Origin of the sequence: Proteus sp. G2618 (assembly GCF_009915995.1) — a bacterium.
GTDB classification, from domain to species: Bacteria; Pseudomonadota; Gammaproteobacteria; order Enterobacterales; family Enterobacteriaceae; genus Proteus; species Proteus terrae.
In genome coordinates this window covers 457,287-481,461 of record NZ_JAABNI010000023.1, presented here as the reverse complement: position 1 = coordinate 481,461, position 24,175 = coordinate 457,287, and the positions used below count along the sequence as shown (strand labels likewise).

The following is a 24,175-nucleotide window of genomic DNA, read 5'->3' as shown; positions in this document are numbered from 1 at the left end:
AACAAAGAAACCGGCAATACCATTACAACTTTGTTAGCGGAGTAGTTAGGTGATTTTTTAGTTATCTGACTAATAATTATTTTAAGTGAAGACGCCCACAGACGAGAAGTCTGGCAGTAGGAGTAAATAATGTCTGAGGAAAAACAGGCTAACCCACTTTTTCGGGATGCAATGGCAAACTTAGGCGCTGCGGTCAATATCGTGGCAACAAATGGCGATGCGGGATGTTGTGGCTTAACAGCAACAGCAGTATGTTCCGTTACTGATAATCCACCTACCGTGATGGTTTGCATCAACAGTAAAAGTCAGATGAACTCTATTTTTCAAGAGAATGGAAAATTGAGTATCAATATATTGAATCATGAGCAAGAAGAAATGGCATGTCATTTCGCCGGAATGACAGGGCTCGCGATGGCAGATCGCTTTACCCAACCAGGATGGCAAAACGGACAATTACAACAACCCGTATTAACTAATGCGCTTGCCTGCCTTGAAGGTGATATTTATGATGTGCGCCAAGTCGGCACACATTTTGTTTATATGACCGAAATTAAGAATATTTCAGTACGTGAAGATGGTGATGGACTTATTTATTTCAAACGTCGTTTCCATTCTGTTAAAAATGAACAAGTACCAATCTCTGTTTAACTTTCGCTTATTTTGTCTCAAGATAAAAACGCACTTTTAATAAGGGCGTTTTTTATTGATTATAATCACAATATAAAATTAAATATTTATTTATATTAAGTGAATACTTATTTAATTAAATGATATTAGCTGACTTTTAGATGTTTATTAAAAATTTATTAACATCTGTTTGTTATAAAAGAATATTTTTTAATTATAGTGAAAAAATTCTTTCTAGAATCAATCAGTCACATAATCAAGAATATTTCCCCTCCACTTTTTCCCTTTATCTTTATTTAATTTACTCAGATTAAAATATAAACAAATAATAATCTTACTGGTTATATTTCATACCAAACATCAATTAAATGACTTTATTTGAAAATAAACTAATGAATATTTTTTTCAATCTGGTATTAATCTTACCTACAGTGTGATCAACCTTTGAGAAGTCATTCTATCAATATATTAGTCTACTCGACTTGCTGATTACCTTCTTAAATTTGCAAACATCACTCTAAATGCGATAGATAATGTTACCGTTGTGTAACATTCCTCGTGAATGTGAGTAAATAACATCGTTGTTGAAAATAAATAATAATTAGGGGCATTACAGATATGGATAAACCCGCTCAAGTCGGTTTATTACAACAGCCTAAACCATTCTTTATGATTTTCTTTGTAGAATTATGGGAACGTTTTGGTTACTACGGCGTACAAGGTATTCTTGCCGTTTATTTTGTTAGTAAACTCGGTTTCTCTCAAGAACAGGCTTTCATTACTTTTGGTGCATTCTCCGCACTGGTTTATGGGCTTATTTCTATTGGTGGTTATGTTGGTGACCACTTATTAGGAACAAAACGAACAATTGTTTTAGGTGCTATTGTCTTGGCTATCGGTTATTTCATGACTGGTATGTCAATTATGTATCCTAATTTAATTTTCTATGCATTAGGAACTATCGCAGTAGGTAATGGTTTATTTAAAGCCAACCCTGCCAGCCTATTAGCAAAATGTTATCCACCTAAAGATCCACGCCTTGATGGTGCATTTACGCTATTTTATATGTCGATTAATATCGGCTCATTAATTTCTTTATCTATCGCCCCTGTACTTGCAGAACGTTACGGATATGCACTAACTTATAATATCTGTGGTGTTGGCTTGATCATGGCGTTATTAGTTTATTTCTTCTGTCGTAAAATGGTTGCTAATATTGGTTCTGAACCAGACCATTTACCAATGAGCTTTAGCAAACTGTTATTAGTTATTGCTGGCTCAATTGCGATGGTATTTGCTTGTGCATGGTTACTGCACAACGTGATGATTGCGAATATCGTTTTAGTCAGTCTGTCTGTTATTGTTGTCTTCATTTATTTCCGTGAAGCTTTTAAGCAAAAAGACAGAGTTGCTCGTAATAAAATGTATGTTGCATTTGTTCTGATGTTAGAAGCTGTTGTTTTCTACATTCTGTATGCACAGATGCCAACTTCACTGAACTTCTTTGCTATTCATAACGTTCATCACACACTTTTAGGCTTTGATATTAACCCTGTAAGTTTCCAAGCACTAAATCCATTCTGGATCATTGTTGCTAGCCCAATCCTTGCTATCGCATACAGCCATTTTGGCGCAAAAGGCAAAGACTTATCAATGCCAGCGAAGTTTACTGCGGGTATGCTTCTGTGCTCGTTAGGATTCCTTACAGCGGCTGCATCAGGCATGTGGTTTGCCGATGCTCAAGGCTTAACTTCACCTTGGTTTATCGTTTTGGTTTATTTATTCCAGAGCTTAGGTGAACTGATGATCAGTGCGTTAGGTTTAGCAATGGTTGCAGCGTTCGTACCGCAATACATGATGGGTTTTATTTTAGGTATGTGGTTCTTAACACAAGCAACGGCTTATCTGTTAGGCGGTTATGTAGCAACCTTCACCGCAGCACCAGAAGGAATTACTGATCCACTACAGACATTACCTATTTACACTGATGTGTTTGGTAAAATCGGTATTGTGACCTTAATTGTAGGTATCGTTATGTGGGCAACCGTACCTTTATTAAATCGTATGATGAAAGAAGAAAGCAAAGGCGCTAAAGTCACTGGCTGATCTTCCAAATAATATATTGCTCGATTTAAGCGTCTATTTATGAATAGGCGCTTTTTTATATCTGCTTTATCTCAACGTTAGATTTCATTTCGTATTGGCTAGATATCCCTAATAGAGACTAACCTACATCCCCCTCACACCCAACTTTAATAATAAATATCATCATAACCAAACTACCTAATCGCTTTTTATCAGGCATAAAAAAACCCGCTAAATAAGCGGGTTTAGTTTAATCATTAAGAATGACTCAATTACAGAACGTCAACTGAATTCAGTTCTTTAAATGCTTGTTCTAAACGAACAACCATTGATGCTTGTGCTTGACGTAACCAATTACGTGGATCGTAGTATTTTTTGTTAGGTTTATCAGCACCTTCTGGGTTACCTAATTGGCCTTGCAGGTAGCCTTCGTTCTTTTTGTAGAACTGTAAGATACCATCCCAAGTTGCCCACTGAGTATCGGTATCGATATTCATTTTGATAACGCCATAATCAACTGCTTCTTTGATTTCTTCAGCAGAAGAACCAGAACCACCGTGGAAAACGAAATCTAAGCTATTGTGTGGCAGATTGAATTTCTGTGACACGTAGTCTTGTGAGTTACGTAGAATTTTTGGCGTTAACTGAACGTTACCTGGTTTATAAACACCATGAACGTTACCGAAAGATGCTGCGATAGTGAAACGAGGGCTTACCGCACTCAGTTTTTCGTATGCGTAGGCAACATCTTCTGGTTGAGTATAAAGCGCAGAGCTATCCATACCAGTGTTATCAACACCGTCTTCTTCACCACCAGTACAGCCTAATTCGATTTCTAAAGTCATATCGATTTTAGCCATACGCGCTAAATATTTAGCACAGATTTCGATATTTTCTTCTAATGACTCTTCAGATAAGTCAATCATGTGAGAAGAGAACAGTGGTTTACCTGTTTTAGCGTAGTGTTTTTCACCTGCATCTAACAGACCATCAATCCATGGTAATAATTTTTTCGCACAGTGGTCAGTATGCAGAATAACAGGAACACCGTAGTATTCAGCCATTTGATGTACATGATGAGCACCAGAAATTGCGCCTAAAATAGCAGCTTGCTGTGGTACATCAGATTTAAGACCTTTACCTGCGATAAATGCAGCGCCACCGTTAGAGAACTGTACAATCACAGGAGAACGAACTTTCGCAGCAGCTTCTAACACAGCATTGATTGAGTCAGTACCTACACAGTTAACCGCAGGCAGAGCAAATTTATTTTCTTTTGCTACTGCAAATACTTTTTGTACATCATCACCAGTGATGACACCCGGTTTCACGAAATCAAAAACTTTAGACATGTAATAAGATCCTATATTTGGAACAGGTAGAAAATAACTTTCTACCTGTATGAGCTGACTTAATTACTGTTTAGCGCGTTCTTCTAACATTGCAACAGCAGGAAGTTTTTTGCCTTCAACGAATTCTAAGAAAGCACCACCACCGGTTGAAATGTAAGAGATTTTGTCTGCGATATCAAATAAATCAATAGCAGCCAGCGTATCACCACCACCTGCGATAGAGAATGCCTCGCTATCTGCGATTGCATTAGCGATGATTTCTGTACCTTTACGGAAGTTAGGGAATTCAAACACGCCTACAGGGCCATTCCACAGGATAGTTTTCGCATTTTTCAGGATTTCTGCTAAACGCTCCGCAGTCACATCACCGATATCCAGTACTTGTTCATCATCTTTGATGTCGTTTGCTGATTTTAAAACAGCTTCTGCTGTTTCAGAGAATTCAGTCGCAACGCGAACATCACTTGGTACTGGAATATCACATTTTTCCATCAGCTTTTTAGCATCATCAACAAGGTCTGCTTCATATAAAGAACGACCTACTGGATGACCTTCTGCTGCGATAAAGGTATTTGCAATACCACCACCAACGATTAATTGATCAGCAATTTTTGATAAAGAATCTAATACAGTCAGTTTAGTTGAAACTTTAGAACCACCAACAATCGCAACCATTGGGCGAGCTGGTTTATCTAATGCTTTACCTAATGCTTCAAGTTCTGCTGATAACAGTGGACCCGCACAAGCAACTTGTGCAAATTTAGCAACGCCATGAGTTGACGCTTGAGCACGGTGAGCAGTACCAAATGCATCCATTACGAATACATCACATAATGCAGCGTATTGTTTAGACAGAGTTTCGTCGTCTTTCTTTTCGCCTTTGTTAAAACGAACGTTTTCAAGAACAACTAATTCGCCTGCATTGACTTCAACACCATTTAAATAGTCTTTAGCAAGACTAACTGGTGCAGTTAATTTGTCTTTCAGATAGTCAACAACTGGTTTTAAAGAGAACTCTTCGTTGTACTCACCTTCGGTAGGACGACCTAAGTGAGAAGTTACCATCACTTTAGCGCCTTGTTTTAACGCGGCTTCAATTGTTGGTAAAGAAGCACGGATACGCGCATCTGAAGTCACTTTACCATCTTTAACTGGAACGTTCAGGTCAGCACGGATAAGAACTCGTTTACCCGCTAGGTCTAAATCGGTCATCTTAATTACAGACATGATGAATCCTCTCATTGATTCTCTAAAATTTAGTAATCTTCTGTTCAGTGCGTCGTATTATTACGCGACACCATCATTAAAACATGATTATTTAAAACCAGTTGCAGCCATTGCTAACGTTGTATCAAGCATTCTGTTAGCAAAGCCCCATTCATTATCACACCAGACTAAAGTCTTGATCAGGTGTTGCCCACTGACTCTTGTTTGTGTGCCATCAACGATTGCACTATGAGGGTCGTGGTTAAAATCAGTTGAGACTAATGGCAATTCTGTGTAATCCACTATACCACGAAATGCGCCAGTTGCTGATTTTTGAATTAACCGATTGACATCTAACACATTTACAGCAGTTTTTACAGTGACACTTAAATCAATTGCCGTCACATTAATTGTAGGAACTCGTACAGAAATTGCCTCAAAATGATCCTTAAATTTCGGGAAAATTCGAGTAATTCCTGCTGCCAACTTCGTATCAACTGGAATAATAGATTGTCCTGCTGCACGAGTACGGCGTAAATCCTTATGGTATGCATCAATCACGGGTTGATCGTTCATGGCTGCATGGATTGTTGTTACTGTTCCTGATTCTATATTAAACGCGTCATCCATCATTTTTATAATGGGAATAATGCAATTCGTTGTACAAGATGCATTTGAAACAATTCGGTGCTCTTTTTTTAGTTCGTGTTGATTGACACCAAAAACGACTGTTGCATCTAAATCGGTTGTACCAGGATGAGAAAAAAGCACTTTCTTTGCGCCTTGTGCAATATGCGCTTCACCATCAGCACGGGAGCCATAAGCACCACTACAATCAAGTACAACATCGATACCAAGTTCACCCCAAGGTAAATCAGTAATATCAGCGTGGTGAAAAAGTCGAATAGTATCATCACCCACTTGCAATAAATCGTTATTAATTCGTACATCCCAAGCAAAACGTCCGTGACTGGAGTCATACTTGAGAAGATGCCCAATACCTTGCGCATCAGCCAATTCATTTATTGCAACAACCGTTATTTCAGCTCGTTTACCTGATTCATAAAGCGCTCTTAACACATTACGCCCTATACGGCCAAAACCGTTAATAGCGACTCTGATTGTCATGTGACTCCCTTGATAACTTGTGATTTGCAACCGCTTAGAATAATAGAGCAAGATACTAATCAACAACGATAAATCAAGTAAATCTAGAAATTGTGCAGTCACCGACACTTTAGGATTAACTGAAACGGTTCAGCTTACTAATAATCAGATTACGAGAAATGAGAGAAAATCGCAATAGTAAACAAAGATGGAAGGATAAAAAAAGAGCACATCTGAGAAATTCTTCCCAAAAATGTGCTCTTGTTAACACTTATTGATTATTTAAGTAAAGATTTTGCCTGTGTAACTACATTTTCAACAGTAAAACCAAACTCTTCAAACAGTTCGTTTGCAGGTGCAGATTCACCGAAGCTATGCATACCTACAATCGCACCATCTAAACCAACATACTTGAACCAGTAGTCAGCAATACCTGCTTCGATAGCAACACGAGCTTTCACTGATGCTGGTAATACTGCTTCACGGTAATCTGCATCTTGTTTATCAAATGCATCTGTTGCTGGCATAGAAACAACACGTACTTTACGGCCTTCCGCTGTCAGTTGTTCATAAGCGCTAACCGCTAATTCAACTTCAGAGCCTGTTGCGATAAAGATTAATTCTGGAGTACCGGCGCAATCTTTCAGGATGTAACCACCCTTCTCGATATTTGCCAGTTGCTCTGGAGTACGTGGTTGTTGTGCAAGATTTTGACGAGAGAAGATCAGAGCTGTTGGGCCATCTTTACGATCAATTGCATATTTCCATGCAACAGCTGATTCAACTTGGTCACATGGACGCCATGTGCTCACGTTTGGAGTTACACGTAAGCTTGCCATTTGCTCAACAGGTTGGTGAGTTGGGCCATCTTCACCCAGACCGATAGAGTCATGAGTATAAACAAAGATACTGCGGATCTTCATCAGTGCAGCCATACGTACAGCATTACGTGCATATTCCATAAACATCAGGAAGGTAGCGCCGTAAGGAACAAAACCGCCGTGTAATGCAATACCATTCATGATTGCAGACATACCGAATTCACGTACACCGTAATGGATGTAGTTACCCGCTTTGTCTTCATTCAGCGCTTTAGAACCAGACCACATAGTTAGGTTACTTGGTGCTAAGTCCGCAGAACCACCCATGAATTCTGGTAATACTTTACCGAATGCTTCTAATGCATTTTGAGATGCTTTACGGCTTGCAATGCTTGAAGGGTTTTGTTGCAGATTTTCAATAAATGCTTTGGAATCTTTTTCCCAGTTTGCTGGTAATTCACCAGAAATACGACGTTTAAATTCAGCCGCTAATTCAGGGAACTGTGCTGCGTATGCAGCAAATTTAGCATCCCATGCAGCTTCTTTTGCTTTACCCGCTTCTTTTGCATCCCACTCTTTATAGATTTCTTGTGGAATTTCAAATGCGCCGTATTCCCAACCTAACGCTTTACGTGTTTCAGCGATTTCTGCATCACCTAATGGAGAGCCGTGGGAATCAGCAGTACCTGCTTTATGAGGAGAACCAAAACCGATAGTAGTTTTACAAATCAACAGTGAAGGTTTGTCTGTGATTTGTTTTGCTTCTTCAACAGCTGCTTTAATGCTTGCTGCATCGTGACCATCAATGCCACTAATTACATGCCAGCCATAAGCGTCGAAACGTTCTGCTGTGTTATCAGTAAACCAACCATGCACTTGACCATCAATAGAGATGCCATTGTCATCATAAAATGCAATCAGTTTACCTAACTGTAATGTTCCCGCTAAAGAACACACTTCATGAGAGATACCTTCCATCATACAACCATCACCCATAAAGGCGTAGGTGTAGTGGTCAACGATATCATGACCAGGACGGTTAAATTGAGCCGCTAATGTACGTTCTGCAATTGCAAAACCCACTGCGTTTGCAATACCTTGACCTAAAGGACCTGTTGTTGTTTCAACACCAGCGGTGTAACCATATTCTGGGTGACCAGGTGTTTTAGAATGCAATTGACGGAAGTTTTTCAGATCATCTAAAGAAAGATCATAACCAGACAGGTGCAGTAAGCTGTAAATCAGCATTGAAGCATGACCATTAGATAAAACGAAACGGTCACGATCAGCCCAGTTAGGGTTAGTTGGGTTATGATTTAAAAAATCACGCCATAATACTTCTGCAATATCAGCCATACCCATAGGGGCGCCAGGGTGTCCTGATTTAGCTTTTTGCACAGCATCCATACTTAAAAAACGGATCGCATTAGCAAGGGTTTTACGAGTGGTCATTTTCTACTCCAAGTCGGATAAAAAGCATCTAGATAGCTGATTCTCTCAATGCGGGCAAAAAACCGCAATATAAAAAATCCACAAAGGTGGATATCGTAATTAGCATAAAGCAATAATTCTTTGATTTGCACGGCATTTTTTACGATCAAAGCGGAAAATAACATTACACCACTGCATTGTTGCGCAACAAAAAGCAAAAAAGACAACAATTTGCGCAATTGAGAAGCGTGCTATTAAACCTTAGCTTGATATGACTAATCAAGATAAAATTTCATTGCTGAATTATCCATCAAATCAAATAAATACCGTGTTTGTTTTAATTATAACCTAATAACTGACTAAACTTGTTACAAGGACGTAGAATTATAAGAGCTTAAAAAAGATAAAAAGCAGATAATCCACTGATTCAGTAATAAAAATTTTATTTACATCATATATAACTAAAAGGGAAAATCAGCGTAACGTAAATGTTACTTTTAATATTAATAAAAAAGGATAAAACAAATTTAATTCTAGTTGTCACTCTAACTGAAAACTCTTTTTAAATAGCTAGCAGTTAAATCACCACTAATTTCTTTTTATAAAAACCTATCGGAAAATGACCTTGGTAGTAAATCTGAATGATCCTTTCCCAGTTGTCACCATAATTGAAATATTTTTCAGTAAGATACTGCCTAAATGCGTAACATATCGCATTTCTTGCTGCAATTTTAAAGTTATGTGCATCGTATTGAAATTGACTATCTGGTACAGGAAACGCTTTTAGACTCTCTATCACGGCTTTACTGACGACTAATCGCATCTCGACCAAATCTTTGGGGTATTCTTGTTTTATATAGAAAGGATCATCTTGTGTGGGAGAAGTTGGCAACCATTCGACATTTAAAGGCGATTCAAAACAAGCTTGGATACTTTGAAAATAGATAATTTTATTATCATCAACGCTCATCTTCCCCATATTAGAAAAAAAAGATGTAATGCTGACTTTTTGTTGGATTTCGTTAAAAAAGCTCATGGCTAATAGGCTCAATTATTTTTACGTTAACTCTGTCTGATTTCAACAAACTTTATATTACCCAAAGTAAGGATAACCTCTTCTTCTATATAATAGTTAAAGGCTGTAACGCTGGCAAAATACCTTATTTATTATTCAGGTCCATTCCATTTTAGTTTAACTATTATTATCTTCCACTAACGCTAAAAAATGATCTTGAAGATCGCCTTGAATTTCTTCATTGTCATAAATAAGCTGAAAATCTTCATCGATATTATTAACGAAATGAGTACCGTCTAGTGTTCCGAATATTGTTGATGCTGTATCTGTCATCACAATTTTCATCATATCAATCACTGATTGCTTTTCTTTTTCTGATAAATTAACAAAAATCTTATTCACTTGAGAGAAAGCACCTTCATGGTAACTTTCTGGATCTTGTCTATTTAATCTTTCACTATATTGCTTAAGATTATCTCCAAATAACTCTTTGTATATTTCATTAATAACAAGTTTATCTTTTTCCATTATTTTCCTTTGTATTAAAACCAACGCCCCATAGGTGAATTTTCTCTCAGATTTTTATCAATCAATTCTGGCGTAATGATATTTTGCTCAATAACAGGAGGCATGATTTCATCTAGAATTTCACAATCAATATGACAACCAGTATTATGAAATATAAGGTTTAAAGCCTCATCAATTAATGTGTATTCACCATGTTCCTTCATTTCAAGAATAAATTGAACAATGGCTTGTTTTATCTCTTTATTTTTATTGTATCGGCTTGTTCAGTTTCAAATTCTTGATAATAAAAATGGTCGAGCATTTTAGATAGCATACTTAAACGTAAATAAAATTCCGTATTCATAAATTAATCCTAAATATCCCTAACACTATGATTTGATAGCGTGCAGGTTGTCTTTCACCTATAGCAAATAAACCAAGCAACTGCATATTTTCTTTTTTTGATCCTTGGATATCATACATTACTGATAAACCATCATAGGTATAGCTCGTTCCTAAATTTAAGGTGAGTCCTTTAATCTTATTTATTACCTGCTGTTTTACCTCTTCATCTAAGCCGTTTAAGTCTCTTAATTGCTTTACGCTAACTAACATATTTTCATCGTAATAAGGGCATTGAATAAGATGATTTAGCTGATAAAAATTATCTTCAAAACCATCATAAACTAGCTCTTTTTTCTTTATATTTTTCATCTTATTCAGGTTTTAATTGATGCCAAAATGAAGTTGTTTGAGATGATGTTAATTTAATAATTCTATCTGGCGAAATATCCGTTAAAAACAGTGTGGCAACTGCACTAAAAAAAACAAAAAAATTCGCTGCAATATGTTCAAAACTATCCATAGATGACTCACTCGTCATTGCAAAAACATTCCCTGTTTGAGTATTTAATAAAATGGTATAAGGATCTGACAATGCAATAACAATGATGTTTTCAGGTCGTTTATCACCAATCCACCATTGAGTAAACTCATTGGGGCTATTTAGCATGAAAAGTCTTTCAAGATAATCTTCACCGCAACCAAAACTAATATTAAATAATGAGAAATTATCTAAATTATAGAGAGAAATAAAAGAAGTAAAATCATCAGGAAGGGAGAGTGTTAGCGTCTGTTCTAGCAAACCTAAACCAGTAAGAGGTGTTGCTCTTTTAAAAAGAATTAAATCATTAAAATCCTCACCTAAAGGAGAAAATTTATCTTCTAGCTCTTTTGTGATTTGGTCGAGAGTTAATAACATAAGAACTGCCTCAAGAATAGTGTTAACTATTAAGATAAGATAACGTATTAACTGGGGATTGGAATAATTAAGATTTAAAGTTTTTTAGGCTAATAAAGCAAAAACCCCAGCATAAATGCTGGGGTTTAGAATGTTGGCGGAACGGACGGGACTCGAACCCGCGACCCCCTGCGTGACAGGCAGGTATTCTAACCAACTGAACTACCGCTCCGCGTATCCTTTCGGACGAGGTAAATATTACGAATCTCTTGCCTTGTCGTCAACTGTTTTTCTAACAAAAAGATGCATTTGGATAGTTTTTAATCTCAACTAAACAATTCTGCTTTTTTTATATTCAAACCGCCTCATCATTTGATGCAGGACGCCATAAACAATGCCCACCTTTCTTCTCAACTAAGTCTAATCGAGACTCATGCTCAGCAAGTTCTTCTGCGGTAGCTCTTATTACTCTTAATCCTGAAACTGGGCGCTCGATACGCTGAATATCATTTTGCTCTTGTTCGTTACTTGATTCGCCATCCATTGAAAATGCTAGTGCTGTTTGTCCACCGGTCATCGCCAAGTAAACATCAGAAAGTATTTCAGCATCCAATAACGCGCCGTGAAGAGTACGTTTAGAATTATCTATAAAGTATCTATCACATAAGGCATCAAGATTATTTCGTTTGCCAGGGAATAATGCCCTTGCCATTGCAAGGCTATCAGTAATTTGGCAGAACGTTTCAGTAGGCGGAATATCGCGATTAAGCTTTCTAAACTCATAGTCCATAAAGCCGATATCGAACGATGCGTTATGAATGATCAGCTCTGCGCCACGAATATATTCTAAAAACTCGTCGGCAATATCGGCAAAAGAAGGACAATCCTCTAAAAACTCATCACTAATACCGTGAACTTCAAATGCTTCAGGATCAACTAATCTTTCAGGCTTAATATAAACATGGAAATTTCGCCCTGTTAATCGACGATTGATAACCTCTACGGCACCAATTTCAATGATATTATGACCTTCATAATGAACGCCCAGCTTATTCATACCGGTGGTTTCGGTATCAAGTACAATTTGTCGTGTGATTGGAGTGCTCATAATCCGTTTTTATGTCAGACTTAGGGTTAGTTTTTCGTATTAATCAAAAAGGATAAGTCGCCTTTATGCACAAGCAGGTAGAAATATTCACCGATGGTTCATGCTTAGGCAACCCAGGTCCCGGCGGTTATGGCGCTATTTTACGCTATCAACAACATGAAAAAACCCTAAGTGAAGGTTTTTTTATGACCACCAATAACCGAATGGAACTTCTTGCCGCTATCGTAGCATTAGAAACATTAAAATTCCCTTGTAAAATTACACTGACAACAGATAGCCAATATGTCAGACAGGGTATCACACAGTGGATCCATAGCTGGAAAAAGCGCCAGTGGCGTAAAGCAGACAAAAGCCCAGTGCTTAATGTCGATTTATGGAAACGCTTAGATAGTGCTATTACTCGTCATGAAATCGAATGGCATTGGGTAAAAGGCCATGCAGGTCATGATGAAAATGAACGTTGTGATGAATTAGCAAAAACGGCGGCTCAATCACCTACACAAGAAGACACTGGCTATATTGAAAGCCAGAAAGATAAGACAGCCAACGAGTAATATTTTATGGCTCTGAATGATTGCGTGTAGCCCCTAAAACTCGACCTTTTACACTCATACGAGGCAATGCAAATTTCAACGCGGTGGGTGTTAAAGGAAGCGTTCTTTTACGAGCAATAATTAAATTTAAACATCCTCCGGTGTGATAGCGGCTACCATCACGTTTTATTGGTCTTGAAAATGGCATAATCTGAAAATTCTGTTGTGTCATCACTTCGTAATTTAGCACACTAAGCCAATCAATTTGGCGTCGAAGTGAAAACATACGACTTGAATAAGGCTGTTTTTGTCGCAAAAGAGGCGTGCATTTACCCAGTCCTAATAAACTAATAGGGTTGAAGCTCGTTAATACTATCCAGCCATCATCAATTAGAACACGATCAGCTTCTCTTAATAGCCAATGGGGATCTGCACTATAATCAAGCACATGAGCCATAAGGCAAACATCAACCGATTTATTTTCAAAGGGTAGATAATCCAAAGACGCCATAACATTCGCATTTATTGCATTCGATGTCACATTGACTTGATGTGAAACGATACTTAATTTGGTATCCAGTTCGGCACTGAGTTGACCGAGTTTCAGCAAATGAAAGCCATACATTTTCGGCCACCAGTTTTGTAAACGCAATTCAATCGCCATGCGATAATATTCTCCCCAAGGAATATCACGCCAAGAATCCGGCATTGTAATTGGTTTTACTGAACGCGCTGCTTTCATCGTTTAACCCTTTATATTTTATAAGTAAGGTAACTTATATGGAGCTTATCAGAATTCCTGCTTTATCCGATAACTACATTTGGCTATTAAGTAATGAAAATAGTGAATGTGTGATTGTGGACCCGTCACAGGCCAAACCTGTTATTGAAATACTCTCACAACGCTCACTAACACCTATCGCGATTTTATTAACCCATCATCATGATGATCATGTTGGTGGTGTTGCTGAACTTGTAAAAAAATATCCTAACATCGACATTTTTGGCCCACAAGAAACACAAAGTAAAGGGGCTGAAAATATTATTCATAATCAAGAGCGCATTATTGTTGGCTCTTTTACTTTTAATGTGATTGGCACGCCGGGCCATACATTGGGTCATGTTGCTTATTATTGCGAGCCCTATCTATTTTGTGGCGATACACTTTTTTCTGGTGGTTGTGGCCGTTTATTCGAAGGCACCGCACAACAAATGTTCAGTTCATTACAAAGATTAAGTGCTTTACCTGATAACACATTAATTTGTTGTGCTCATGAATACACCCTATCAAATATGACCTTTGCACATCATATCATGCCAGAAAATGCACTTATTACCGATTATTTAGCCCAAGTTAGTGAAATGCGTAAAAATTTGCAACCTACTGTGCCAATAACACTGAAAAACGAAAAGAATATTAATCTTTTTTTGAAATCTGACGATATTGATTTGCAAAGGATTTTAGGTATAACCACTAATACTTATGCTCCAATTAAGACATTTACAAAATTAAGAGAATTAAAAGACAACTTTTAATTCCTATTGGTTGTTTTATTTTGGCACACTAAGTATCATTTGGTTCAAAAAACACACAGGATGAATTTTTCTATTATGAAGACAAAAGCGATTTTGTTCTCCATATTGCTACTGGCGGGCTGCCAGCAATCTGAGAACATTAAACCTAATTTGTCTGCGAACGCACCAATATCAACGAAAGGGACTTCAACTTCTCACCAACCTCAATATGATGTAAAAACCAATTTATGGGGTTATGTGGTAAGTGAATTGAAAATGGATCTCCCTGAAAATGAAAGGATCTCGCAGCAAGAATTATATTTTTTAAATAATCCCAAACATATACAGAGCGTTGCTGCTCGTGCTGAGCCTTATATGTATTCGATTATTGATGAAATTGAAAAACGTGAATTACCGATGGAACTTGCACTTGTTCCTGTCGTTGAAAGTGCGTTTAATCCTCATGTTACCTCTTCAGCAAATGCAGCGGGTTTATGGCAATTTGTACCAATAACTGGTAATTACTATGGTTTGACACAAAATCAATGGTATGACGGTCGTCGTGATGTTATGGCATCAACTAAAGCGGCTCTTGATTTACTAGAGCGTTTATATGTGATGTTTGATAGTGATTGGGCACTTGCCCTTGCTGCTTATAACGCTGGTGAAGGCCGTGTTATGCAAGCAATAAAGGCAAATGAAAGTCAAAACTTACCAACAGACTATTGGTCGCTTTCTTTACCTAAAGAAACGATGAATTACGTGCCGAAAATCCTCGCTTTAAGTAAGGTTATTCGTGAAAACGAACAAGATATTACTTTTCCAAAAAGTAACTATCGCGATAAAGCATTAGCCTCATTTGATGTCGGTGAGCAAATCACGTTAAATAAAGTCGCTGAATTAAGTCAGTTACCTATTAATACCGTGAAAGACTATAACCCCGGCTATAAACGTGGAATAACTGCACCGAATGGCCCTCATGTCATTATGTTGCCTCGCAATAAGCTTGACCAATTCCGTAACGCTTTTGAAGATGAAGCTGTATTAGAAACTATTCGCTTGGCTGTCGCCAAAACGAATCAATCTATTAAGCAAGAAGGCGTTTATAAGGTTCGTTCAGGAGATTCGTTTTACGCTATTGCTCGTCGCTATAATATGAGTATCAAAGATTTACAGCGTATTAATGGGTTAAATGCAAAGAGCACATTACTGGTTGGTCAGACATTAAAAATTCATAATGCGGGTAGTGTCAGTAGCACCACAACAACGAAACCAACAAAACCTTCACCAAGCTACTATAAAGTACGCCAAGGTGATTCTTATTACAGTATTGCCCGTCGTCACGGCATTAACCTAAAACAGTTAATGGGCTGGAACGCTGACATTAAAATGTTAAAACCGGGTACTCAATTAACACTGTATATAAAATAGTTTTCTGCACTTTAGTTTCTTCAAAGCCATCAATATATTTAATGCCTTAGAGGTGATAAATAGAGATGGCTTTTTTCTTTCTTCTCAATGAGTAATCCCTTTCAAGAAAATCGCATCTTTTATTCTTCCTTTTTTCTATTTAATTTCGTTTGAATCCCCCCCCTTTATTATTCAACATAATAGGCAATAAAAAAGCGCCTGATATTTAATTATCAAGCGCTTCATTTTTATCTCTATTTGATTAATTTAGCGTTCTAACTTATAGCCAGAAGAACCAAGCAAACAGAGAGATAACTAAGATACACACTAAGTTCAGTACACCACCAACACGTACCATCTCTGTCTGTTTGATGTAACCAGAACCAAAGACAATCGCATTTGGTGGGGTTGCAACAGGTAGCATGAACGCACAAGATGCACCGATACCGATAATCATAGTTAACGCCATTACTGGCATACCTAATGCTTGTGCAACAGTTGCAAAGATTGGTACTAATAACGCCGCACTCGCTGTATTACTGGTAAATTCAGTTAATACGATGATGAAGGTTGTTACTGCAAGGATAATCACGAACCAATGGCTATTACCAAAGGTATCTTTCATAAAGTCAGCCATAACCAAACTTGCACCAGATGATTGTAAAATTGCGCTTAGTGTTAAACCACCACCAAACAGCATTAATACTCCCCACTCTGTGTTCTCTTGGATTTGGCTCCAACTGGCTACGCCTGTAACACCGATAACAATTGCAGCACTGACCGCAATAACGGTATCCAAATCTTTTACACCACCAAAAGCACTGCTGATAAAAGAGCTGAAGATCCAGCATACGACAGTAATTAAGAAGATGATCATGGTAATAACACGTTTGTTATTCCACTCTAATACTTCTAATTTCAGATCAAACTTATGTTTTAAGTTAGGACGTAGCATTAGATACATCACGATAAACATGATAGGTAATAATACCAGCATGATTGGGACACCGTACTTCATCCACGTAATGAAATCTAAGTTTAATTGAGCTGCTGCAATCGCATTTGGCGGGCTTCCCACTAGCGTACCTAAGCCACCAATGCTCGCACTGTAAGCAACACCTAATAATACGAATACGAAAGTATTACGCTCTGAACGAATATCTAAGTTAGATAAGATACCTAACACTAAAGGTAACATCATTGCTGCTGTTGCAGTGTTACTGATCCACATTGACAATAATGCAGTGACACCAAATAACAACAATACCGCAATTGAGAGTTTACCTTTTGCAATCATCAGCAAGCGATTAGCAATTAAGCGGTCTAACCCTTGAATATGAAGCGCTGTCGCTAACGCAAAGCCACCGAAGAATAAGAAAATGATGGGATTCGCAAATGATTTTAATGACTCATTGGTATTCATTAGCCCAAGTACGACGGCTAAAATAGGTATAAATAATGCTGTGATCGTAACGTGAATAGCTTCCGTTAGCCATAACACTCCCACAAACACCATTAATGCTAAACCTGCATTGGCCTTTGGATCATAAGGTAAAAATTCAAGCAAAAGTAATAATAAAACGACATCGATTGCCAGAATAATTAACCCTCGTTTGTTTATCGGGCTTGATTTCGCCGATGGGGCTAAATTGGACGCGTCCATTGATAATACTCCACATTAGCTGATATGAACATTAGGTTCACTAAGCCATAATTGTTAACGAAATAGGTTATATGTGAAATATAAAAACATTTCGCACCATTGAAAATGTGCAAAACGTATAATTGGGATCTCATCCACGAGAATTAACCAATTTATTAATAAAAGAGTAATAATTGAACACTATTTCCTCTTACACATCACACTTTTTCAAAGATGTTAAGAATAAATATTCTTTTTTTTCTGAAAAAAAATCAAAAAAAAGGGGAGAACTTAAGGTTCTCCCCTTTCAGATTAATAAGATTTTTTAATCAAATAAGCAAGATTATGCTTGGCCTTTAACTTCTTTCAGACCGTTGAAAGGTGCTTTGTTACCTAATGCTTCTTCGATACGGATCAGTTGGTTGTATTTAGCAACACGGTCAGAACGGCTCATAGAACCTGTTTTGATTTGGCCAGCTGCTGTACCAACTGCTAAGTCAGCGATAGTTGCATCTTCTGTTTCACCAGAACGGTGAGAGATAACAGCTGTGTAGCCTGCATCTTTCGCCATTTTGATTGCAGCTAAAGTTTCTGTCAGTGAACCGATTTGGTTGAATTTGATCAGAATTGAGTTAGCGATGCCTTTGTCGATACCTTCTTTCAGGATCTTAGTGTTAGTTACAAACAGGTCATCACCAACCAGTTGGATTTTGTCACCAAGAACTTTAGTTTGGTATGCGAAACCATCCCAGTCAGATTCGTTTAAACCATCTTCGATAGAAACGATTGGATATTGTTTAGTCAGTTCTTCTAAATAATGAGTGAACTCTTGTGAAGTGAAGGTTTTGCCTTCGCCTTTCAGTTCGTAGTTACCAGTTTCATTGTTGTAGAACTCAGAAGCTGCACAGTCCATAGCCAGAGTAACGTCTTTACCTAAAACGTAACCTGCTTTCTCAACTGCTTCTTTGATAGCAGCTAATGCAGCAGCGTTAGATTCTAAGTTTGGTGCATAACCACCTTCGTCACCAACTGCAGTGTTCATACCTTTTGCTTTCAGCACTTTTGCTAAGTGATGGAAGATTTCTGAACCCATACGCACTGCTTCTTTCAGAGTAGGCGCACCAACTGGTTGGATCATGAATTCTTGGATATCAACGTTGTTATCTGCGTGCTCACCACCATTGATGATGTTCATCATTGGCAGAGGCATAGAATATTGACCGTGAGTACCGTTCAGATCAGAAATGTGCTCATACAAAGGCATACCTTTCGCAGCAGCTGCTGCTTTTGCGTTTGCTAAAGAAACCGCTAGGATTGCGTTTGCACCAAAGTTTGATTTGTTTTCAGTACCGTCTAAATCGATCATGATTTTATCGATGTTAGCTTGGTCTTTTGCATCCTGGCCAAGGATCGCTTTAGCGATTGGACCATTAACAGCTGAAACCGCTTTCAGAACACCTTTACCTAAGAAACGTGATTTATCACCATCACGTAATTCTAAAGCTTCGCGAGAACCTGTTGATGCGCCTGATGGAGCAGCCGCCATACCAACAAAACCACCTTCTAAGTGAACTTCTGCTTCAACTGTTGGGTTGCCACGAGAATCAATAATTTCACGACCAAGTACTTTAACGATTTTGGACATTCGGTTTTCCTCTGTACAAGTTAAATTTCCGAGAAGAGATACCCTATCTCTTCTCATATATCCTATTTCAGCAGGCCTTTTTGGTTATCAAAGGCTGCTTTCACAAAGCCTGCAAATAACGGATGGCCGTCACGCGGCGTTGAGGTAAACTCTGGGTGGAACTGACAAGCAACAAACCAAGGATGGTTTGGATTTTCAATAATTTCCACCAGTTTGTTATCTACTGAACGACCTGCAATACGTAAACCCGCATCTTCGATACGTTTTAATAGTAGATTATTTACTTCATAACGGTGACGATGGCGCTCTGTAATGGTGTTTTTGCCATACAGTGTACGGACTAAGCTATCACCACTTAAATGGCAAGGCTGAGCACCAAGGCGCATCGTGCCACCTAAATCACTTTCACCTGAACGCACTTCAATGTTGCCATTTTCATCGCGCCATTCAGTAATTAATGCGATAACTGGATATTTACAATCTGGTGCAAATTCAGTGGAATTTGCGCCTTCCATACCAGCGACATTACGTGCAAACTCAATCATAGCAACCTGCATACCTAAGCAAATGCCTAAGTAAGGGATTTTATTTTCACGCGCATATTGAGCAGCCATAATCTTGCCCTCAACACCACGTTCACCAAAACCACCTGGTACTAAGATTGCGTCTAACCCTTTAAGCATTTCTACGCCACGGGTTTCAACGTCTTGTGAATCAATTAATTTGATATTTACAGTAACACGGCTTTTGAAGCCACCATGTTTTAATGCTTCAATCACTGATTTATAGGCATCTGGTAATTCAACATATTTACCAACCATACCAATGGTTACTTCGCCTTCAGGATTAGCTTCTTCGTAAATAACTTGTTCCCACTCTGCAAGATTTGCAACTGGGCAATCTAAGCTGAATCGTTTACAGATATAATCATCTAATCCCTGTGATTTCAATAGTGCAGGGATTTTATAAATGGAATCGACGTCTTTTAATGAAATAACCGCCTTCTCTGGCACATTACAGAACAGTGCAATTTTGGCACGTTCGTTTGCAGGAATAACGCGGTCTGAACGGCAAATCAACGCATCAGGCTGAATACCGATCGACAGTAATTCTTTTACAGAATGCTGAGTTGGTTTGGTTTTCACTTCACCAGAAGCGGCTAAATAAGGTACTAATGTTAAATGCAGGTAGAATGTGTGCTCACGACCCACTTCTGCTGCCATTTGGCGAATCGCTTCTAAGAATGGTAAAGATTCGATATCACCAACTGTCCCACCGACTTCAACTAAAACGACATCATGGCCTTCACCGCCACGGATGATGCGTTCTTTAATTTCATTAGTGATATGAGGAATAACTTGAATTGTAGCCCCAAGATAGTCACCACGGCGCTCTTTGCGTAATACTTCAGAGTATACGCGACCTGTCGTGAAGTTATTACGACGAGTCATTTTCGTGCGAATAAAGCGCTCATAGTGTCCTAAGTCGAGATCAGTTTCAGCACCATCGTCAGTGACGAAGACTTCCCCGTGCTGAATTGGGCTCATAGTACCAGGATCGACGTTGATATACGGATCCAACTTCATCATGGTGACATTGAGTCCACGGGCTTCGAGTATAGCCGCCAGAGAGGCTGCGGCAATGCCTTTACCCAGAGAGGATACGACCCCGCCGGTCACAAAAATATAATTCGTTTTCATGCTGAACCTGAAAGTTTAGGTGTATTAGGATGATGGATATAACTGGACGGGAACACAGTATACCCGAACCTTATTTTCGCTACAAACATTCTTAGTAGTATAAAGTTCTTTTTCATCACGCCACTTATCCGTTTAAACACGAAAAAACAGTAAAAATTCAATAAACTAAACCCGTGAAAATATTTCTCAAGCATTTTAGCTTAATCCTTTCAGCTAAGATACCACTTTTAGAAAAGAGATGCTTTATTTTTTTCACGATATTAAGTGTAGCAGGTTTATAGCGAGATCTTTTGCTTATGATCATGCTTTTAATTTTTTTGAGGTTAATCACATTTTCAATGCAATGAAATGTAACGGCAATATTTAAAATTACCCAAAAACAAAAAAACGAAATTACCTTTTATAATTTCGCTTTTTAAAAATTTTTATAAAAATGGCTGAAAAAACGAGATGTTATAGACTATTTTTATCGCATTTTATGTCACGCTGGCGTTAATTTGCGTGTCACAATTCACTCAATCTGTTGTTTCTTTGCTTTCTGCCAACAGATCTCCATCTCTTCCAATGAAGCATTTTCTATGCCTATGCCATCTTCCGAGAGCGTTTTTTCAACAAAGCGAAAGCGTTGTTCAAATTTACGGCATGCTCGATTTAATGCTTGTTCTGGTTTTTGTTTTAAATGCCGAGATAAATTTACAACTGAAAATAATAAATCACCCAATTCATCTTCAATTTTAGACGCATCTTGAGGTGTTTTTTTCACTTCAGCCATCACTTCATCAATTTCCTCAAACACTTTACCTAATACTGGTTCAAGTTCATTCCAATCAAATCCGACAGAAGCACATCGTTTCTGAATTTTTTCTGCTTTCATCAAAGCGGGTAATGTGGCAGGAATATCATCTAATAATGAAAATTGTGCTTTAGCCTCACGCTCTTGCGCTTTAAGTTTTTCCCAGCGATATTTTTCTGTTGATAAATTGTTTTCGCTTTCAGAGGCAAAAATATGAGGATGACGACGTTCTAGCTTATTACTAATGGCGTCACAAACATCATTAAAATCAAATAACTTTTGCTCTTGCGCCATGCGTGAATAAAAAACAACTTGATAAAGTAAGTCGCCTAACTCTTCTTTTAAATCTGTAAAATCTTTACGAGTAATAGCATCTAACACCTCATACGTTTCTTCTAATGTATAAGGTGCAATAGTGTCAAAAGTCTGCACTTTATCCCATTCGCATCCAGTATTAGGATCACGTAGCTGCGCCATAATTTCTAATAAACGAAAAATTTCACGATTTTCTGACATCATATTGCCTTTTAAATAAGAGTGAGCTTTATCCTGTTTAACACATTTTTAGATAAAAAAATGCCGAGAACAGTTGTCTCGGCATCTTATCATTTCAAGCTCAAGATCTTAAAAATAACTTTTTTGAAAGAATAATGACATTTTAAATTGAACTATGAATTTGTTATTTACAAATATACTCCTCGCTATAAATCCACTTTTCAACATCATATAAATACGTCATTTTTATCAAAGGATTAATAAAATGAGTGAAAATGTAATTCAATTTAGTTCATTAACTGTAACGCCACATAGTGCTTATATTCCAGAGTATGCTTTTAATAATAATTTTTCATTTAATCAAGCTACAAATATTATTTGCAATGCTTTTATGCAGAATAAAAACCAAGAATGCCCAGTTTGTGGAAAGAAAAATTGCCCAGCATTTAAAAATGAATGTAAATCTTACTTAAAACAAAAAACCGAATTAGCATTAAAAAAAACATTAAGAATGCGACCTTATGGCCGTGCTTTAATGCACAGATCAAACGAGTTTAATGAAAGCTCTCCATTACTATTATTGAATATGAAAGAAAACAATATTCCATTAAATAATGAAAATATAAGTCATATATTCGAAGCAGATCTGAATCTAAGTAGAATGTTTTACCAAAAAATGAACTATATAAATGGTTTTCTCTTTGATATTCATTTTAGTCCTCATCCAGACCCTATGTTACAAAATATAGGTGAAAAATTTGGGGAATATTCCCGCTGGCTACCCTCAGTACGATTAGCCTTACATGCCTTATATGCAGATAAAGGCGCAGACAATATAAATAATTTTCCTGAGATGCAAAAATATATTAGAGAACAAGATTTTAAATCCGCATGCCAAGATTTCCATAATAATATGACGTTTACACATCGCAATTTCCAAATTGCTGATATTCTAGCTCAACAAACAAATAAAAAAGAACAAACAAACGATGAATTTAAGCTGTTGCATGATTCAATAAAGTTTACGGCTGATTTTTATAAAGAAGTGTTTAATGCTTATGGTGATAAAGCAAAGAAATTAGCGGAATCTTTAGCACAACAAACCAGAGGAAAAACCATCCGTAACGTTGATGATGCGCTAAAAGCTTACGAAAAATACAAAGCGGATATCAATAGAAAAATTAATGCCAAAGATCGTAAAGCTATTGCAACCGCATTGGAATCGATCAAACTCGATGATATAACTCAAAAATTAAAAAAATTTAGTAAAGGTATGGCCTACACGAGTTACGCTATTAACTTTGCAGATTGGGCTACTGAATTACATAAAGCAATACAGACCGATAATTGGCGTCCTTTTTTTGTCAAAACAGAAACGATTATCGTAGGAATGGCGGGTACAGCAATTACTGGGTTTACATTTAGTGTACTCCTAGGAGGGCCTATAGGCATATTAGGCTATGGATTAATCATGGCTGGTGTTGGTGCATTAATAAATGATGATTTAGTTGAAAAAGCCAACCAATTTTTAGGAATTTAATTCTATTAAATAAGTGGTTACTTATTTAATAAGTGGCCTCTTATCAATACAACTATAATATGAATAATTGTAATTGGGATCGTCAATAAAAAAATGACGCCATGATATATCGCTAACCCTCCCATTTTCCCTGGTGTATCCATAAACAATCCCTTATTCCAAAACTCTCTTGTAGTGAATCTTAGAAAGAAAATCTCAATTATCCATTTAGATACAGGGAAGAATATAGTTCCATAAATATTAATAATTAAATAAATAGTTTTATATCTAAATTCATCATTCCAAGAAAGATATAAAAAACAAAAACCAATAAACCACCCCCAACACATATTTTTAATATAATATTGTTTAGTTATCTTCATATTTATCTACTAGATCCCTTTTATTTAAAACCATATTTATT

At 37.4% G+C, this 24,175-nt stretch carries 22 protein-coding genes and 1 tRNA gene; 6 read left to right on the top strand and 17 right to left on the bottom strand.

Going from position 1 to position 24,175, the window contains the following annotated elements; all coding sequences use genetic code 11:
* The first annotated feature begins 129 nt into the window (after positions 1-129).
* Both hpaC and dtpB read left to right on the top strand, forming a co-directional pair.
* Entirely contained in the window at positions 130-648 is a 519-nt protein-coding gene (gene hpaC / locus GWJ01_RS14200; protein WP_109401253.1) for a 4-hydroxyphenylacetate 3-monooxygenase, reductase component, read from the top strand.
* 597 nt (positions 649-1,245) lie between these two features.
* Positions 1,246-2,733 (top strand): dipeptide/tripeptide permease DtpB, encoded by a 1,488-nt coding sequence (gene dtpB / locus GWJ01_RS14195; RefSeq protein ID WP_109393340.1) that lies wholly within the window; start codon positions 1,246-1,248, stop codon positions 2,731-2,733.
* Positions 2,734-2,984: 251 nt separating this feature from the next.
* Here the strand turns inward: dtpB and fbaA are convergent, their stop codons facing one another.
* From fbaA to dnaQ, 11 genes are all read right to left on the bottom strand, one after another.
* Positions 2,985-4,064, bottom strand: coding sequence for a class II fructose-bisphosphate aldolase (fbaA, locus tag GWJ01_RS14190; RefSeq protein ID WP_109393339.1), 1,080 nt, complete (start codon positions 4,062-4,064; stop codon positions 2,985-2,987).
* Positions 4,065-4,127: 63 nt separating this feature from the next.
* Complete coding sequence (gene pgk / locus GWJ01_RS14185) at positions 4,128-5,291, bottom strand: phosphoglycerate kinase (protein WP_109393338.1); 1,164 nt, start codon at positions 5,289-5,291, stop codon at positions 4,128-4,130.
* An 87-nt stretch (positions 5,292-5,378) separates the two neighbouring features.
* On the bottom strand, positions 5,379-6,398 hold the full coding sequence (gene epd / locus GWJ01_RS14180) for an erythrose-4-phosphate dehydrogenase (RefSeq protein ID WP_075673402.1): 1,020 nt from the start codon (positions 6,396-6,398) through the stop codon (positions 5,379-5,381).
* 257 nt (positions 6,399-6,655) lie between these two features.
* Positions 6,656-8,650, bottom strand: coding sequence for a transketolase (gene tkt, locus GWJ01_RS14175; protein ID WP_109393337.1), 1,995 nt, complete (start codon positions 8,648-8,650; stop codon positions 6,656-6,658).
* 556 nt (positions 8,651-9,206) lie between these two features.
* Entirely contained in the window at positions 9,207-9,599 is a 393-nt protein-coding gene (locus GWJ01_RS14170; RefSeq protein WP_231135781.1) for a hypothetical protein, read from the bottom strand.
* A 222-nt stretch (positions 9,600-9,821) separates the two neighbouring features.
* Positions 9,822-10,172, bottom strand: a complete 351-nt coding sequence (locus GWJ01_RS14165; RefSeq protein WP_109393335.1) for a hypothetical protein — start codon at positions 10,170-10,172, stop codon at positions 9,822-9,824.
* Positions 10,173-10,186: 14 nt separating this feature from the next.
* Positions 10,187-10,375, bottom strand: coding sequence for a hypothetical protein (locus GWJ01_RS14160; protein ID WP_161711222.1), 189 nt, complete (start codon positions 10,373-10,375; stop codon positions 10,187-10,189).
* Between the two features lie 136 nt (positions 10,376-10,511).
* Positions 10,512-10,865 carry a hypothetical protein gene (locus GWJ01_RS14155; RefSeq protein WP_161711221.1) on the bottom strand — a complete coding sequence of 118 codons (354 nt, stop codon included), beginning with the start codon at positions 10,863-10,865 and terminating at the stop codon, positions 10,512-10,514.
* Position 10,866: 1 nt separating this feature from the next.
* A complete protein-coding gene (locus tag GWJ01_RS14150) occupies positions 10,867-11,412 on the bottom strand; it encodes a nuclease (RefSeq protein WP_109393332.1) in 546 nt (181 codons plus the stop codon).
* Positions 11,413-11,546: 134 nt separating this feature from the next.
* Positions 11,547-11,623, bottom strand: a tRNA-Asp gene (locus tag GWJ01_RS14145).
* Positions 11,624-11,746: 123 nt separating this feature from the next.
* Entirely contained in the window at positions 11,747-12,499 is a 753-nt protein-coding gene (gene dnaQ / locus GWJ01_RS14140) for a DNA polymerase III subunit epsilon (RefSeq protein ID WP_075673397.1), read from the bottom strand.
* Positions 12,500-12,564: 65 nt separating this feature from the next.
* On the opposite strand from dnaQ, the gene rnhA reads away from it, so the two are divergent.
* Positions 12,565-13,053: a ribonuclease HI gene (gene rnhA, locus GWJ01_RS14135; RefSeq protein ID WP_075673396.1), complete on the top strand. Its 489-nt coding sequence runs from the start codon at positions 12,565-12,567 to the stop codon at positions 13,051-13,053.
* 4 nt (positions 13,054-13,057) lie between these two features.
* Here rnhA and GWJ01_RS14130 read toward each other — a convergent pair whose 3' ends face one another.
* Entirely contained in the window at positions 13,058-13,774 is a 717-nt protein-coding gene (locus GWJ01_RS14130; protein WP_109393329.1) for a methyltransferase domain-containing protein, read from the bottom strand.
* 38 nt (positions 13,775-13,812) lie between these two features.
* Between GWJ01_RS14130 and gloB the strand changes: the two genes are divergently transcribed.
* Positions 13,813-14,568 carry a hydroxyacylglutathione hydrolase gene (gene gloB, locus GWJ01_RS14125; RefSeq protein ID WP_109401256.1) on the top strand — a complete coding sequence of 252 codons (756 nt, stop codon included), beginning with the start codon at positions 13,813-13,815 and terminating at the stop codon, positions 14,566-14,568.
* Between the two features lie 75 nt (positions 14,569-14,643).
* A complete protein-coding gene (gene mltD, locus GWJ01_RS14120) occupies positions 14,644-15,978 on the top strand; it encodes a murein transglycosylase D (RefSeq protein ID WP_109401257.1) in 1,335 nt (444 codons plus the stop codon).
* Between the two features lie 259 nt (positions 15,979-16,237).
* Here the strand turns inward: mltD and GWJ01_RS14115 are convergent, their stop codons facing one another.
* From GWJ01_RS14115 to mazG, 4 genes are all read right to left on the bottom strand, one after another.
* Positions 16,238-17,620, bottom strand: a complete 1,383-nt coding sequence (locus tag GWJ01_RS14115; RefSeq protein ID WP_109393326.1) for an SLC13 family permease — start codon at positions 17,618-17,620, stop codon at positions 16,238-16,240.
* 322 nt (positions 17,621-17,942) lie between these two features.
* Complete coding sequence (eno, locus tag GWJ01_RS14110) at positions 17,943-19,244, bottom strand: phosphopyruvate hydratase (protein ID WP_075673392.1); 1,302 nt, start codon at positions 19,242-19,244, stop codon at positions 17,943-17,945.
* Between the two features lie 62 nt (positions 19,245-19,306).
* A complete protein-coding gene (gene pyrG / locus GWJ01_RS14105; protein ID WP_109393325.1) occupies positions 19,307-20,944 on the bottom strand; it encodes a glutamine hydrolyzing CTP synthase in 1,638 nt (545 codons plus the stop codon).
* A 511-nt stretch (positions 20,945-21,455) separates the two neighbouring features.
* Positions 21,456-22,253 (bottom strand): nucleoside triphosphate pyrophosphohydrolase, encoded by a 798-nt coding sequence (mazG, locus tag GWJ01_RS14100; protein ID WP_161711220.1) that lies wholly within the window; start codon positions 22,251-22,253, stop codon positions 21,456-21,458.
* 244 nt (positions 22,254-22,497) lie between these two features.
* Here mazG and GWJ01_RS14095 point away from each other — a divergent pair, with 244 nt between their 5' ends.
* Positions 22,498-23,772 (top strand): colicin-like pore-forming protein, encoded by a 1,275-nt coding sequence (locus GWJ01_RS14095; RefSeq protein WP_234566165.1) that lies wholly within the window; start codon positions 22,498-22,500, stop codon positions 23,770-23,772.
* Between the two features lie 17 nt (positions 23,773-23,789).
* Here the strand turns inward: GWJ01_RS14095 and GWJ01_RS14090 are convergent, their stop codons facing one another.
* Positions 23,790-24,101 (bottom strand): colicin E1 immunity protein, encoded by a 312-nt coding sequence (locus tag GWJ01_RS14090; protein WP_227003104.1) that lies wholly within the window; start codon positions 24,099-24,101, stop codon positions 23,790-23,792.
* Positions 24,102-24,175: the final 74 nt, after the last annotated feature.

Bases quoted from the DNA above. Each gene is read 5' to 3' on its own strand.
- hpaC (WP_109401253.1), top strand. From the start codon at position 130: ATGTCTGAGGAAAAACAGGCTAACCCACTTTTTCGGGATGCAATGGCA.
- dtpB (WP_109393340.1), top strand. From the start codon at position 1,246: ATGGATAAACCCGCTCAAGTCGGTTTATTACAACAGCCTAAACCATTC.
- fbaA (WP_109393339.1), bottom strand. From the start codon at position 4,064: ATGTCTAAAGTTTTTGATTTCGTGAAACCGGGTGTCATCACTGGTGAT.
- pgk (WP_109393338.1), bottom strand. From the start codon at position 5,291: ATGTCTGTAATTAAGATGACCGATTTAGACCTAGCGGGTAAACGAGTT.
- epd (WP_075673402.1), bottom strand. From the start codon at position 6,398: ATGACAATCAGAGTCGCTATTAACGGTTTTGGCCGTATAGGGCGTAAT.
- tkt (WP_109393337.1), bottom strand. From the start codon at position 8,650: ATGACCACTCGTAAAACCCTTGCTAATGCGATCCGTTTTTTAAGTATG.
- GWJ01_RS14170 (WP_231135781.1), bottom strand. From the start codon at position 9,599: ATGAGCGTTGATGATAATAAAATTATCTATTTTCAAAGTATCCAAGCT.
- GWJ01_RS14165 (WP_109393335.1), bottom strand. From the start codon at position 10,172: ATGGAAAAAGATAAACTTGTTATTAATGAAATATACAAAGAGTTATTT.
- GWJ01_RS14160 (WP_161711222.1), bottom strand. From the start codon at position 10,375: ATGAAGGAACATGGTGAATACACATTAATTGATGAGGCTTTAAACCTT.
- GWJ01_RS14155 (WP_161711221.1), bottom strand. From the start codon at position 10,865: ATGAAAAATATAAAGAAAAAAGAGCTAGTTTATGATGGTTTTGAAGAT.
- GWJ01_RS14150 (WP_109393332.1), bottom strand. From the start codon at position 11,412: ATGTTATTAACTCTCGACCAAATCACAAAAGAGCTAGAAGATAAATTT.
- dnaQ (WP_075673397.1), bottom strand. From the start codon at position 12,499: ATGAGCACTCCAATCACACGACAAATTGTACTTGATACCGAAACCACC.
- rnhA (WP_075673396.1), top strand. From the start codon at position 12,565: ATGCACAAGCAGGTAGAAATATTCACCGATGGTTCATGCTTAGGCAAC.
- GWJ01_RS14130 (WP_109393329.1), bottom strand. From the start codon at position 13,774: ATGAAAGCAGCGCGTTCAGTAAAACCAATTACAATGCCGGATTCTTGG.
- gloB (WP_109401256.1), top strand. From the start codon at position 13,813: ATGGAGCTTATCAGAATTCCTGCTTTATCCGATAACTACATTTGGCTA.
- mltD (WP_109401257.1), top strand. From the start codon at position 14,644: ATGAAGACAAAAGCGATTTTGTTCTCCATATTGCTACTGGCGGGCTGC.
- GWJ01_RS14115 (WP_109393326.1), bottom strand. From the start codon at position 17,620: ATGGACGCGTCCAATTTAGCCCCATCGGCGAAATCAAGCCCGATAAAC.
- eno (WP_075673392.1), bottom strand. From the start codon at position 19,244: ATGTCCAAAATCGTTAAAGTACTTGGTCGTGAAATTATTGATTCTCGT.
- pyrG (WP_109393325.1), bottom strand. From the start codon at position 20,944: ATGAAAACGAATTATATTTTTGTGACCGGCGGGGTCGTATCCTCTCTG.
- mazG (WP_161711220.1), bottom strand. From the start codon at position 22,253: ATGTCAGAAAATCGTGAAATTTTTCGTTTATTAGAAATTATGGCGCAG.
- GWJ01_RS14095 (WP_234566165.1), top strand. From the start codon at position 22,498: ATGAGTGAAAATGTAATTCAATTTAGTTCATTAACTGTAACGCCACAT.
- GWJ01_RS14090 (WP_227003104.1), bottom strand. From the start codon at position 24,101: ATGTGTTGGGGGTGGTTTATTGGTTTTTGTTTTTTATATCTTTCTTGG.